The 12,599-nt window shown below is 72.5% G+C and carries 11 protein-coding genes and 1 pseudogene; 7 read left to right on the forward strand and 5 right to left on the reverse strand.

Annotation, left to right across the window (positions count from 1 at the left end):
* Positions 1 to 3 precede the first annotated feature (3 nt).
* On the reverse strand, positions 4 to 1,122 hold the full coding sequence (locus OO62_RS25890) for a TDT family transporter (protein ID WP_033269986.1): 1,119 nt from the start codon (positions 1,120 to 1,122) through the stop codon (positions 4 to 6).
* Between the two features lie 86 nt (positions 1,123 to 1,208).
* Between OO62_RS25890 and OO62_RS25895 the strand changes: the two genes are divergently transcribed.
* Together OO62_RS25895 and OO62_RS39710 are read left to right on the forward strand one after the other, a co-directional pair.
* Positions 1,209 to 2,135 (forward strand): LysR family transcriptional regulator, encoded by a 927-nt coding sequence (locus OO62_RS25895; RefSeq protein WP_033269987.1) that lies wholly within the window; start codon positions 1,209 to 1,211, stop codon positions 2,133 to 2,135.
* A 132-nt stretch (positions 2,136 to 2,267) separates the two neighbouring features.
* The gene (locus OO62_RS39710; protein ID WP_033269988.1) at positions 2,268 to 2,639 is read left to right on the forward strand and encodes a hypothetical protein; all 372 of its coding nucleotides are present in this window, start codon (positions 2,268 to 2,270) and stop codon (positions 2,637 to 2,639) included.
* A gap of 14 nt (positions 2,640 to 2,653) precedes the next feature.
* Here OO62_RS39710 and OO62_RS25905 read toward each other — a convergent pair whose 3' ends face one another.
* The 3 genes from OO62_RS25905 to OO62_RS25915 all read right to left on the reverse strand — a co-directional run bounded on the left by OO62_RS25905 (position 2,654) and on the right by OO62_RS25915 (position 5,835).
* Entirely contained in the window at positions 2,654 to 3,352 is a 699-nt protein-coding gene (locus OO62_RS25905; protein ID WP_033269989.1) for a gamma-glutamyl-gamma-aminobutyrate hydrolase family protein, read from the reverse strand.
* A gap of 40 nt (positions 3,353 to 3,392) precedes the next feature.
* Positions 3,393 to 4,832, reverse strand: a complete 1,440-nt coding sequence (locus OO62_RS25910; protein ID WP_033270004.1) for an amino acid permease — start codon at positions 4,830 to 4,832, stop codon at positions 3,393 to 3,395.
* Between the two features lie 283 nt (positions 4,833 to 5,115).
* Positions 5,116 to 5,835 carry a FadR/GntR family transcriptional regulator gene (locus OO62_RS25915; protein WP_033269990.1) on the reverse strand — a complete coding sequence of 240 codons (720 nt, stop codon included), beginning with the start codon at positions 5,833 to 5,835 and terminating at the stop codon, positions 5,116 to 5,118.
* A 73-nt stretch (positions 5,836 to 5,908) separates the two neighbouring features.
* Here OO62_RS25915 and OO62_RS25920 point away from each other — a divergent pair, with 73 nt between their 5' ends.
* From OO62_RS25920 to OO62_RS25935, 4 genes are all read left to right on the forward strand, one after another.
* Positions 5,909 to 7,297: a glutamine synthetase family protein gene (locus tag OO62_RS25920; protein ID WP_033269991.1), complete on the forward strand. Its 1,389-nt coding sequence runs from the start codon at positions 5,909 to 5,911 to the stop codon at positions 7,295 to 7,297.
* Between the two features lie 12 nt (positions 7,298 to 7,309).
* The gene (locus OO62_RS25925; protein WP_033269992.1) at positions 7,310 to 8,677 is read left to right on the forward strand and encodes an aldehyde dehydrogenase family protein; all 1,368 of its coding nucleotides are present in this window, start codon (positions 7,310 to 7,312) and stop codon (positions 8,675 to 8,677) included.
* Complete coding sequence (locus OO62_RS25930) at positions 8,678 to 9,478, forward strand: 3-oxoacyl-ACP reductase (protein ID WP_033269993.1); 801 nt, start codon at positions 8,678 to 8,680, stop codon at positions 9,476 to 9,478.
* Positions 9,479 to 9,590: 112 nt separating this feature from the next.
* Complete coding sequence (locus tag OO62_RS25935) at positions 9,591 to 10,859, forward strand: HAD family hydrolase (RefSeq protein ID WP_033269994.1); 1,269 nt, start codon at positions 9,591 to 9,593, stop codon at positions 10,857 to 10,859.
* 33 nt (positions 10,860 to 10,892) lie between these two features.
* Here the strand turns inward: OO62_RS25935 and OO62_RS25940 are convergent, their stop codons facing one another.
* Complete coding sequence (locus tag OO62_RS25940) at positions 10,893 to 12,137, reverse strand: amino acid deaminase/aldolase (protein ID WP_033269995.1); 1,245 nt, start codon at positions 12,135 to 12,137, stop codon at positions 10,893 to 10,895.
* A 244-nt stretch (positions 12,138 to 12,381) separates the two neighbouring features.
* Between OO62_RS25940 and OO62_RS39715 the strand changes: the two are divergent.
* Positions 12,382 to 12,599: pseudogene (locus OO62_RS39715) on the forward strand (hypothetical protein); the annotation flags it as partial.

The raw sequence follows: 12,599 nt of genomic DNA on the forward strand, positions 1-12,599 counted from the left end.
CTGCTACCGCGGCGGCGCCAGCAGCCGCCCGCGCAGCAGCCCGCTCGCGGTACGGCTCGCGGTCACCGCCACCGCCGTCACCAGGGCGGCGAACAGCGCCGCCGCCAGCCAGGTGAAGGCGTCCAGGCCGGTGTGCCGGGCCAGGCCCGCGGCCCCCGTGACGCAGGTGCCGAGCGGGAAGGTGAAGCCCCACCACGTCATCGCGAAGCCCATGCCGTCGCGCGCGGCCCGGACCACCAGCGCGGTCGCCAGGACCAGCCACAGCAGTGCGAAGCCCGTCACCGGGACCCCGTAGAGGACCGCGAAGGCGCCCATTGCGTGGGCGGTCGGGGCGTCCACGGCTCCCGGAGCGGCGGACGCGAGGTTGCTCACCGCGGTGGTGGACTGGCCTAGCGGGCCGAGGACGAGGAAGAGGGTGGGGGTGAGGGCGAGCGGCAGCGGGCCGTGGTGGATCAGCCGGGACAGCACCATGGGCAGCACCAGCAGGGTGGCCAGCAGGGACATCCCGAAGAGCGCGTAGCAGGCCAGCAGCAGCGCCTGTCGCCCCTGGCCGGGCGGGAGGTGCGGGACCAGGGCCGGGCCCAGGGCCGCCGACACCATGGGGGCGACCAGCGGCAGGATCCACACGGGGGTGGCGCTGCCCGGCTCGATGCGGTGCCGGGTCACCATCAGGTACGGGATCGCCGCGGCGGCGACCAGGCCGGTGAGCGTGCCCGCGGTCCACAGCACGACGTCGGCGGCCAGCGCGGCCGGCTCGCCGATGACATCCCGGCCGACCGCGAGGGTGCCGCCGCCGACCGCCAGCAGCGCCATCGCCAGGCACCCGTAGAACGGGGCGACGGCCGGGTCCAGGAGGTGGCGGCGGGCCTGGTCGCCGTGGCGCAGCCAGTGCACGGCCCGGGCGGCGAGCAGCGTCAGCAGCAGCAGCGCGGACAGCGCCCAGACCAGCCGGTAGCCGGTGCGCAGGCCGGGTGCGGTGAGCGGGAGGGCCGCGCCGGCGTTGGCGACGATCGCCGTGCCCATGACGGCGGCGTACCAGTTCGGGCCGAGCCGGCTGAGGGGGCCCGGGACGCGCGGGGTGGCGGGGGCCGGGCGGGAAGGTGCTTGCGCGAGTGTTGCCATGCGGCCAGCGTTGTCGCCCCGCACGGCCGCCACCAGGGACGTCGCGTCTATGGGGGCATAAGCTGGGGTTATGTGCAGGGGGATTCATGAGTGAGGCCGAGCCGTCCGTACCGCTGTCGCACCGGGTCCCGGACCTCGGCGCGCTGGAGCTGCTGCTCGCCGTCGCACGGCTGGGCAGTCTGGGTCGCGCCGCCCGGGCGCAGGGGATCAGCCAGCCCGCGGCCAGCAGCCGGATCCGTTCCATGGAGCGGCAGTTGGGCGTGGCGCTGGTCGAGCGGTCGCCGCGCGGCTCCCGGCTGACGGACGCCGGGGCGCTGGTGACGGACTGGGCGCGGCGGGTGGTGGAGGCGGCTGAGGCGTTCGACGCGGGCGCCCAGGCGCTGCGGGGGCGGCGTGACTCCCGGCTGCGGGTCGCGGCCAGCATGACGATCGCCGAGTACCTGCTGCCGGGGTGGCTGATCGCGCTGCGGGCCGAGCTGCCGGGGACCGCCGTGTCGCTGCTGGCTGGGAACTCCAGCGTGGTGGCCGAGCGGCTGCTGGCGGGGGAGGCGGACCTCGGCTTCGTGGAGGGGCTCGCGGTGCCGGCGGGACTGGACGGCGCGGTCATCGCGCACGACCGGCTGGTCGTCGTCGCCGCGCCGTCGCACCCCTGGACCCGGCGCCGCGGTGAGCTGACCGCCGACGAACTGGCGGTCACCCCGCTGATCCTGCGGGAGCGCGGCTCGGGCACCCGGCAGGTACTGGACGCGGCGCTGGCCGCGCACGGCGGGCTGGCCGAGCCGCTGCTGGAACTCGCCTCGACCACCGCCGTCAAGGCCGCCGTGGTGAGCGAGGCGGCGCCGTCCGTGCTCAGCGAACTCGCCGTCGGTGAGGAGCTGGGCGCCCGGCGGCTGGTGGAGATCCCGGTGCGCGGGCTGCGCCTGGGACGGGAGCTGCGGGCGGTGTGGCCCGCCGGGCAACGGCCCGCCGGCCCGGCCCGTCATCTGCTGGGACTCACCCGCCGGACGTCCTGAGGCGATGTCGTCCGGGGCCGGCGGAATCCGCGGTCGGCGCGGTCGGTCGTGCGCTAATGTTTTCGAATCCTTGATCGCGTGCGCGCGTGACGGGACCTGACCACGGATCAACTACCGCAACGGGGACGCCACATGAAGAGGAAGACGACGGCCGGGATCATCGCCTCCGCGGCTCTGCTCGGCACCGCGCTGACCGGCGGGGTGGCCACGGCCGCCACGCCGGGCACCGCGCACGCGACCGCCGCGGCCACCACCGCGACGGCCGCCTCCTGCGTCTACGCGGAGGCCAAGGAGAGCGTGAAGATCCGCAACGCCAAGAAGGTGAACGCCACCGCCCTCGGCCTCTTCCCCAAGGGGAGGAAGGCGTGCATCACGGGCCCGTCGGCCACGGGCGGCTCGTACACCCTCTGCGGGGAGCACAGCAGCTACTGGATGCAGATCTCCTACAGCGGCATCAAGGGCTGGATCCCCATGATGTGCACGGTCAACCACGGGGAGATCTGACCGGCACCGCCGGCTCACTCGCCGGGGGACGTCCCACGCGCCGCCGCCACCAGCGCCTCCATGACGCGGGTGTCGTCCCCCGCCTCCGGGTGCCACTGCACCGCCAGCGTGAAACCGCGCCCGGCCGGCAGCTCCAGCGCCTCGATCGTGCCGTCCGCCGCGTGGGCCGAGGGCAGCAGTCCGCTGCCCAGCCGGTCCACCGCCTGGTGGTGGTACGTCGGCACGGAGACCGGCTCGGGCAGCGTGCGGCCCAGCAGCGTGCCGGGCACCGGCTCGACGGCGTGCCGGTCGAAGACGCCGGGCGGCCCGGCGTGGCCGTCGAGGTGCTGGACGAGGGTGCCGCCCAGCGCCACGTTCAGCAGCTGCATCCCGCGGCAGATGCCCAGCAGCGGTACGCCGTCCGCCAACGCGGCCTCGATCAGGGCCAGTTCCCAGGCGTCGCGGTCCAGGGACGGCGGGCCGGTGCGCGGGTCCGGCTCCGCGCCGTAGCGCGCCGGGGCGACATCCGCGCCGCCGGCGATCACCAGCCCGTCCAGGCGGGCGACCGCCCCGGCCGCGGTCGCCGGATCGCCCGGCGGCAGCAGCGCCGCCAGCCCGCCCGCGCGCTGCACCAGCCGGGGATATCCGGCCGGCACCAGCGCGGCCGGCATCGTCCACACCCCCCAGCTGGCTTCCTGCTGATAGGTGCTGATGCCGATGAGCGGCTGGGACACGGATCCTCCGATGGGGTGCTGGTGCGTTCCGGCGCGGTCTTCAGAATTCCAGTTCGTGCTCGACAGCGGCCAGCTCCTCCGCCGTGCCCTGGACCTTCGGGCCGGTGAACCACTTGCGGGCCGACGCCAGCCACCAGGTGCCGGCGAAGCCGAGAACCAGGAGGACGGCGAGCGGGGTGTAGTTGAAGTTCTCCGCCGTGACCGGGCCGGTGGTGGGGAGCATGAAGAGGACGGAGATGACCAGCGTCCAGCCGACGGCGATGATGCCGACGGGCTTGCTCCAGCGGCCGAGGTGCCAGGGCCCGCGCTGGAAGCGGTCGCCCTGCAGCAGGCGGAGGATGACCGGCAGGACGTAGGCGATGTAGAGGCCGATCACGGCGATCGAGGTGACGGCCGCGTACGCGGTGGCGTTCCACAGGTACGGCAGCCCCAGCACGAAGGCGCCGCCGGCGGCCAGCCACACCGCGTTGGTCGGGGTCTTCGTCCGCTTGTTGATGCGGTGCCACAGCTGCGAGCCGGGCAGCGCGCCGTCCCGTGAGAAGGCGTAGATCATGCGCGAGTTGGCGGTGACCGACGACATGCCGCAGAAGAACTGGGCGCCGATGGCGACCAGGAGGAGCAGCTTGCCGCCGGTGGCGCCCAGCGCGTCGATGAAGATCTGCGCCGGGGGCACACCGGTCTTGCTGGCCAGCGCGCCGTCGTAGTCCTGGATGGCGAAGGTGATGCCGACCAGCAGCACCCAGCCGGCGACCAGGGAGACCAGGATCGACATCACGATGCCGCGGGGACCGGCCTTGGCGGCGTCGCGCGTCTCCTCGGTCATGTGCGCCGAGGCGTCATACCCGGTGAAGGTGTACTGCGCGAGCAGCAGCCCCAGCAGTCCGACGTAGAGGCCGGAGTGCCAGCCGGTGTTGTTGGTGAAGTGGGTGAAGACGAAGGACGCGGACTGGTGCTTCGAGGGCACCACGACCAGTGTGCCCACGATGACCAGCACGCCGAGGATGTGCCACCACACGCTGACGTTGCTGAGGAGGGAGGCCAGCTTCACGCCGAAGGTGTTCAGCAGGCCGTGGAGCAGCAGCACGATGCCGAACAGCATGATCGTGTGTGCCGGGGTGGCGGTGAAGCCGAACTGCAGGTCCAGCAGCGCGTTCGTGAAGGACGCGGCGCCGAAGTCGACCCCCGCGGTCACCGCGACCTGGCCGAGGAAGTTGAACCAGCCGGTGAACCAGGACCACGCCGGTCCGTGCGAGGGGGCCAGCTTCGCCGCCCAGTAGTACAGGCCGCCCGCCGTCGGGTAGCTGGAACAGACCTCGGCCATCGCCAGGCCCACGAACAGCGTCATGAGGCCGACCAGCGGCCAGCCCCAGGTGATCATGGCGGGCCCTCCGGTGTTCATGCCGAAGCCGTACAGCGTCAGACAGCCGGAGAGGACCGAGATGATCGTGAACGAGACGGCGAAGTTGGAGAACGCCGACATCGAGCGGGCCAGCTCCTGGGCGTACCCGAGCTCGTGGAGGCGCTGCTCGTCGCTGGAGAGCTGAGGGGGTTGTTGTTCCTGGTCCGGGTTTGCTGCGTGCTCGTTGATGGACACCACGCCTCCGAGGGCCTCGATGATCCGCGGCGGGTACGGCCTTCGGCGAACCGCTACCGCAATAAAGGTATGGGGCGATACCTTTGTCGCCGGTTCGGCTGAGCGCAAGGCCCCGGCGGGAAAATCTCGTAACGGGCGGGTTGCGGGGTCCTCACAAGGTGCGCAAGCCTCACGAAAGGAAGCCGCGCAGCAGCGCCGCGGTCCCGCAGCAGTGCTCCCGCATCACCTCGCGCGCGCCGTCCGCGTCGCCCTCCAGCACCGCCTCCACCAGTGCGCTGTGCTGGGACTGCGAGTGCTCCAGGTTCCGTACCAGCAGCGGGATGCAGTCCAGCAGGTCGTTCACGCCGGCCCGGACCGCCGCGTACTGGGCGGCCAGCGACGGTGAGCCGGACAGCTCCGCGAGGGTGAGGTGGAACAGCGTGTCGCGCCTGCGGTAGTCCGCGAGCGGGGCGTCCTCGGTGGCCGCCAGCGCGTCGCGCAGCCGTGTGGCCTGCTCGTCGGTCAGCCCGTGGGCCGCGCACAGCCCGGCCGCGCCCACCTCCAGCACCTCCCGGAACCGCAGGGTGTCCTCGACGTCGATCTTCTCGATCCGGCGGCGCAGCTCGGCCTCGCCGTGGTTCTCGGTGCGGACGCGGACGAACGTACCGCCGTAGCGGCCGCGCCGGCTCTCCACCAGGCCCTCGTCCTGCAGTACCTTGAGCACCTCGCGCAGGGTGACCCGGCTGATCTGCAGCCGCTCGGCCAACTCCCGCTCGGCGGGCAGCCGTTCGCCCTGGGGTACCAGACCGAGCCGGACGATCTGCAGTATCTGCTCCAGCGCCTCCTCGAAGCCGTTGCCGGCCCGCACCGGCCGCAGCACAGGTGCCAGCCGATCCGCCGCACGGTCCATCGGAACCCCTTCCCAATCAATGGTTCGTGTGCCTACCTTATGACCTCCGGATGCAGTGACAGGAGGCAACACCGTGGCAGACCGCACGCCCCCGCTCTCCGTCGAGGAGCTCAGAGTCCTCGTCGACACCGGGGAGATCGACACTGTCGTCCTCGCCTTCACCGATATGCAAGGCCGGCTCCAGGGCAAGCGGTTCGCGGCCCGGTACTTCCTCGACACCGTCCTCGAACACGGCACGGAGGGCTGCAACTACCTCCTCGCCGTCGACGTGGACCTCAACACCGTCGACGGCTACGCGATGTCCTCCTGGGAGCGCGGCTACGGCGACTTCGCCATGCACGGCGACACCGGGACCCTGCGGCGCACGCCCTGGAACCCCGGCACCGCCCTGATCACCGCCGACCTCGGCTGGCACGACGGCTCCCCGGTCGTCGCCTCGCCCCGGCAGATCCTCCGCCACCAGCTCGACCGGCTGCGCCGGCTGGGGCAGGAGCGGACCGGGAGCGGCTGGCACGCGTACGCCGGCACCGAGCTGGAGTTCATGCTCTTCAAGGACTCCTACGAGGACGCCTGGTCCCGCGGCTACCGCCAGATGACACCCGCCAACCAGTGGAACGGCGACTACTCCGTCCTCGGCACCGGCCGCGTGGAGCCCGTCCTGCGCCGCATCCGCAACGAGATGGGCGCGGCCGGGATGACCGTCGAGTCCGCCAAGGGCGAGTGCAACCTCGGCCAGCACGAGATCGTGTTCGTCTACGACGAGGCGCTCACCACCTGCGACCAGCACACGATCTACAAGACCGGCGCCAAGGAGATCGCCGCACAGGAGGGCATGGCGCTCACCTTCATGGCGAAGTACGACGAGCGCGAGGGCAACTCCTGCCACATCCACCTCTCGCTCCAGGACGACGAGGGCCACCCCGTCCTCGCCGACGACTCCGGCCCGTACGGCATGTCGCAGACCATGCGGCACTTCCTCGCCGGCCAGGTCGCCGCGATGCGCGACTTCACGCTCTTCTACGCGCCCAACATCAACTCCTACAAGCGCTTCCGCCCCGGCTCCTTCGCGCCCACCGCCGTCGCCTGGGGCCCGGACAACCGCACCTGCGCCCTGCGGGTCGTCGGCCACGGACGCGGCCACCGGCTGGAGAACCGCCTGCCCGGCGGCGATGTGAACCCCTACCTCGCGGTCGCCGCCATGGTCGCGGCCGGCGTGTACGGCATCGAGCACGAGCTGGAGCTCCCCGACGCCACCACCGGCAACGCCTACAACGGCGACGCCGCGCACGTCCCCACCACCCTGCGCGAGGCCGCCGAGCGGTGGGAGAACAGCCCGATCGCCCGCGAGGCGTTCGGCGACGAGGTCGTCGAGCACTACCGCCACATGGCCCGCGTCGAACAGGACGCCTACGACGCCGCCGTCACGGACTGGGAGCGCTTCCGCTCCTTCGAGCGCATGTAAGGACCACCACCCGTGCTGCACGAGCTGAAGATCATCAACCCGGCCACCGAGGACGTGGTGGCCACCGTCCCGACCACCTCCCCCGAGGAGGTCGACGCCGCGGTCCGCCGGGCCGCCGCGGCCCAGCAGGCGTGGGCCGCGGTGGCCCCCGGCGACCGGGCCCGCATCCTGCGCCGCTTCGCCGACACCGTCGACGCCCACATCGACGCGCTCGCCGAACTCGAACTCCAGGAGGCCGGGCACCCGCTGGGCAACGCCCGGTGGGAAGCCGGCAACGTCCGCGACCTGCTGCACTACGCCGCCGGGGGAGTGGAGCGCCTCAACGGCACCCAGATCCCGGTCGCCGGCGGGCTGAACCTCACCGTTCAGGAACCGCTCGGCGTGGTCGCCGTCATCGCCCCCTGGAACTTCCCGATGCCGATCGCCGCCTGGGGCACCGCCCCCGCGCTCGCGGCCGGGAACGCCGTCCTGCTCAAGCCCGCCGAGACCACCCCGCTCACCGCGCTCCGGCTGGCCGAACTCGCCCTGGCGGCCGGCCTCCCCGAGGGCCTCTTCCAGGTCCTGCCCGGCGAGGGCCCGGTCACCGGCACCGCGCTGGTCGACCACCCCGGCGTCGCCAAGGTCGTCTTCACCGGCTCCACCGCCACCGGCCGGCAGATCGCCGCCCGCTGCGCCGCGCAGACCAAGCGGCTCACCCTCGAACTCGGCGGCAAGAGCCCCAACATCGTCTTCGCCGACGCCGACGTCGAGGCCGCCGCGGCCGCCGCCCCCGGCTCCTTCCTCGACAACACCGGCCAGGACTGCTGCGCCCGCAGCCGGATCCTCGTCCAGCGGGGCGTCTACGACCGGTTCATGGAACTGCTGGAGCCCGCGGTCAAGGCGTTCACCGTCGGCGACCCGGCCGACCCGGCCACCCAGATGGGCCCGCTGATCTCCGCCGCCCAGCGCGAGCGGGTCCGCTCCTACGTCCCCGAGGACGCCCCGGCCGCGATCCGCGGCGAGGCGCCCGCCGGCAAGGGCTTCTGGTACCCGGCCACGGTTCTCGAGGGCCGGCCGGAGGACCGTACGGCCGTCGAGGAGATCTTCGGCCCGGTCGCGGTCGTCCTGCCCTTCGAGGACGAGGCCGACGCGGTCCGGCTCGCCAACGCCACCGACTACGGCCTCTCCGGATCCCTGTGGACCCGCGACGTCGGCCGTGCGCTGCGGGTCTCGCGGGCCGTCGCGGCCGGCAACCTCTCCGTCAACTCCCACAGCAGCGTGCGCTACTGGACCCCCTTCGGCGGGTTCAAGCAGTCCGGCCTCGGCCGCGAGCTCGGCCCGGACGCGCTGGCCGCCTTCACCGAGACCAAGAACATCTTCATCAGCACAGAGGAGCGCTAAGTGACCGACCAGACCGCAGTGTGCCGCCGCCTCGTCGGACGTACCGCCGTGATCACCGGAGCCGGCAGCGGCATCGGCCTGGCCACCGCCCGCCGCCTGGCCTCCGAAGGCGCCAACGTCGTCTGCGCCGACATCGACGAGACGGCCGGCAAGGCCGCCGCCGAAGCGGTCGGCGGCACCTTCGTCCAGGTCGATGTGACCGACTCCGAGCAGGTCGAGGCGCTCTACCGGACCGCCTTCGACACCTACGGGTCGGTCGACATCACCTTCAACAACGCCGGCATCTCGCCGCCCGACGACGACTCCATCCTCACCACCGGCCTGGACGCCTGGAAGCGCGTCCAGGAGGTCAACCTCACCTCGGTCTACCTCTGCTGCAAGCACGCACTGCCCTACATGCAGCGCCAGTTCGAGCAGACCGGACGCGGCGGCTCCATCATCAACACCGCGTCCTTCGTGGCCGTGATGGGCGCCGCCACCTCCCAGATCAGCTACACCGCCTCCAAGGGCGGCGTGCTGGCGATGTCCCGCGAGCTGGGCGTGCAGTTCGCCCGGGAGGGCATCCGGGTCAACGCGCTGTGCCCGGGGCCGGTCAACACCCCGCTGCTCAAGGAGCTGTTCGCCAAGGACCCCGAGCGCGCCGCGCGCCGCCTGGTGCACGTCCCGGTCGGCCGGTTCGCCGAGCCCGAGGAGATCGCGTCCGCGGTCGCCTTCCTCGCCAGCGACGACTCCTCGTTCGTCAACGCCGCCGAATTCCTGGTCGACGGCGGCATCGCGGGCGCGTACGTCACCCCGGTGTAACCACTGGTTGTTCACCTCCACTTCAGCATCATGGTGGCCGGGCTTCGCACCGCGCCCGGCCACCATGCGCTAGCCTCCGCCTTCGATTCTTCGTTCGACAGGAGTGCGTTCCATGCTCACCAAACGTCGCTGGTTGGCAGCAGGTGCCGCCCTTGCGGTCGTGGGAGGCGGCGTCGCGGCCGCCCAGACGGCCACGGCGGGCCCGGCACCGCGTCAGTGCCCCACCCTCCATGTCACCAAGGGCTGGTACGGCGACAACCGTGCCAAGCTGCAGAAAATGATCGACGAGCGGGGCAGCTGCTCGGGGTCCGGCGGCGCGCGCCCGGTCGCGACCTTCGACTGGGACAACACCGTCGTCAAGAACGACATCTCCGACGCCACGCTGGCCTGGATGCTGCGGCACGACAAGGTGCTCCGCCCCGCCAGCTGGAAGGCCACCAACAAGTGGCTGACCGACGACGCCGCCCGCGCGCTCACCGAGGCGTGCGGCACGCAGGTGCCCGCCGGCCACCCGCTGCCGACGTCGACCGACACCGGCTGCACCGACGAGATCCTCGACGTCTACAACGACGAGAAGACCTCGGACGGCAAGCCCGCGTTCGCGGGCGAGTGGAACCACCGGCGCACGGTGCCCTCCTACGTCTGGATCACCCAGCTGTTCGCCGGGCACAGCCCGGACACCCTGACCTCGTACGCCGCCAAGGCGCGCAAGCAGAACCTCGCCGCGCCGATCGGTACGGAGCAGACGGTCGGCACGCACAAGTGGGCCGGATACATCCGTTATTACGAGCAGCAGCGCGACCTCATCGGCACCCTCAAGAAGGCCGGCTTCGACGTCTACATCGTCTCGGCGTCCGCCGAGCCGCTGGTGCGCGCCTGGGCACCCGGTGTGGGCATCGACCGTGACCACATCGTCGGCATCCGCAACCTCGTCCGCGACGGCCGGCTCACCACCGGCGTCCAGGGTTGCGGCGACGTCAAGGACACCAACGGCGAGGTCCTGACGTACATGGACGGCAAGCGCTGCTGGATCAACCAGGAGATCTTCCACGTCAAGGGCGCCAAGGCGTGGCAGAAGCAGGACCCGGCGCACCGTGCCGCCTTCGCGGCGGGCGACGCCGAGACCGATGTGACGTTCGTCGGCGATGCCACCGCCGGCCACCTGGCCATCAACCGCAACAAGACCGAGCTGATGTGCCGGGCGTACGACAACAGCGACCACCGCTGGATCATCAACCCGATGTTCATCGAGCCGAAGAAGCGCAAGACTGACGCGTACCCGTGCTCGACCGCCGGCTCCGTCCAGCCGGACGGCACCCTCGCCCCGATTCACCGCCCTGACGGCTCGGTGATCCCGGACCAGCAGGACACGGTGTACTGAGCCACCGGCTCCGTAGGGGGAGGGCCGCACCGGTCAGAGAAAGGTGCGGCCCTCCCCGCGGTACGTCGGGACCGTGTCCACCACCCGGTCCCCCTCGATCAGGTGCAACTCGCCGAACCGCTCGCACAGCTCACCGGCCTTGGCGTGCCGGAACCACACCTTGTCGCCGATCGCCAGCCGGTCCGCGGCCGGCCCCAGCAGCGGCGTCTGCACCTCACCGGGGCCCTCCTGCGGGTCGTAGCGCAGCCCGGCCGGCAGATACGGCACCGGCAGCCGGTCCGCGCCCGCCGCCCCCGACGCCGGATAGCCGCCGCCGAGCACCGTCACCACACCGGGACCCGGCCGCCGCACCACCGGCTGGGCGAAGAGCGCCGCCGGACGCCCGCTGAACGAACGGAAGTTGTCGAACAGCCGCGGCACGTACAGCCCCGACCCGGCCGCGATCTCGGTGACCGCCGCCTCCGCCGCCGTGTGCTGCACACTGCCGGTCCCGCCGCCGTTGACGAACTCCAGCCGCGGTGCCACCTCCCGCACCGCCCGTACGGCCTCCCAGCGCCGCTGCGCCAGCTCCTTGCGCGCCGCCGCCTGCATCATCCGGACCGCCCGCGAGAACACCGGCTTGCCCGCGACCTCGTCACCCACCCCCGCCACATGGCCCTCGTACGCCATCAGGCCCACCAGCCGGAAGCCGGGGCGGCGCGCCACCGTCCGGGCCAGCGCGGCGAGTTGGGCCGGCTGCCGCAGCGGCGACCGCAGGGCGCCGACCCGCACCTTCCCGCCCATCAGCCGGTAGGAGGTGTCGAGTTCCAGGCAGACCCGCACCTCCTCGCCGCGGCCCGCGCCACCCGACCGGGCCGCGTCGATCAGCTCCAGCTGCGCCGGATCGTCCACCATCACCGTGACCACGGCCGCGAGCTCCGGATCGGCGGTCAGCTCGGCGAACCCCGCCCGGTCCACCGACGGGTACGCCAGCAGCACGTCGTCGAAGCCGGAGCGCGCCAGCCACAGCGACTCGGCCAGCGTGAAGCTCATGATCCCGGCGAAGCCGTCGCGCGCCAGCACCCGTTCCAGCAGGGCCCGGCAGCGCACCGACTTGCTCGCCACCCGGATCGGCTTGCCCTTCGAACGGCGCACCAGATCCGCCGCGTTGGCGTCGAAGGCCGCGAGGTCGACGACGGCCAGCGGCGCGTCGAGAGCGGCGGTGGCCCGGTCGAACGGGGTCTCCCCGGCTCGGGGAAGGGCTTTGTGGCCATACGTACCGACTGTGTGCGGGGACATGGCCGCAGCCTGCCAGACCTCCCCCACTGCCAAAAGGGCGTGGGAGGTGCCCCCACCCCTGGATAGGGGAGAGATCGCGACAGAGCGGACACCGGCCCGCCAGGGGTTGGAGCGCCGACGGCACCAGCCCTTAGAGTGGCTCGACACCGCAACCAGCAGGTCAGCGGCGTGTTGTCCTGATACGAACCACCCTGCCCCGATTGCGGATCGGGCCCGGGAGGCCACGGCGCAAGGGGGAGCGCGGGTGAGCACCGACGCCGAGTTCGCCGATGCGCGGCACGTCCCGCCCATACCCCCGCGGCCGCCCCGGCAGCCCGCGTCCGCGGCGGACCAGGACCCCCGGACCGCCGTGCTGCGCCGGGTACCGGGCGCCCCCGCCGCCCCGCCGGCCCCCCGGGCCGCGCACACCCCCACGGGCCCCACCCCGCCGGCCGGCCGCCCGGGCACCCCGCCCCCCGGCAC

The sequence above is a fragment of the Streptomyces lydicus genome, assembly GCF_000717345.1.
GTDB classification, from domain to species: Bacteria; Actinomycetota; Actinomycetes; order Streptomycetales; family Streptomycetaceae; genus Streptomyces; species Streptomyces lydicus.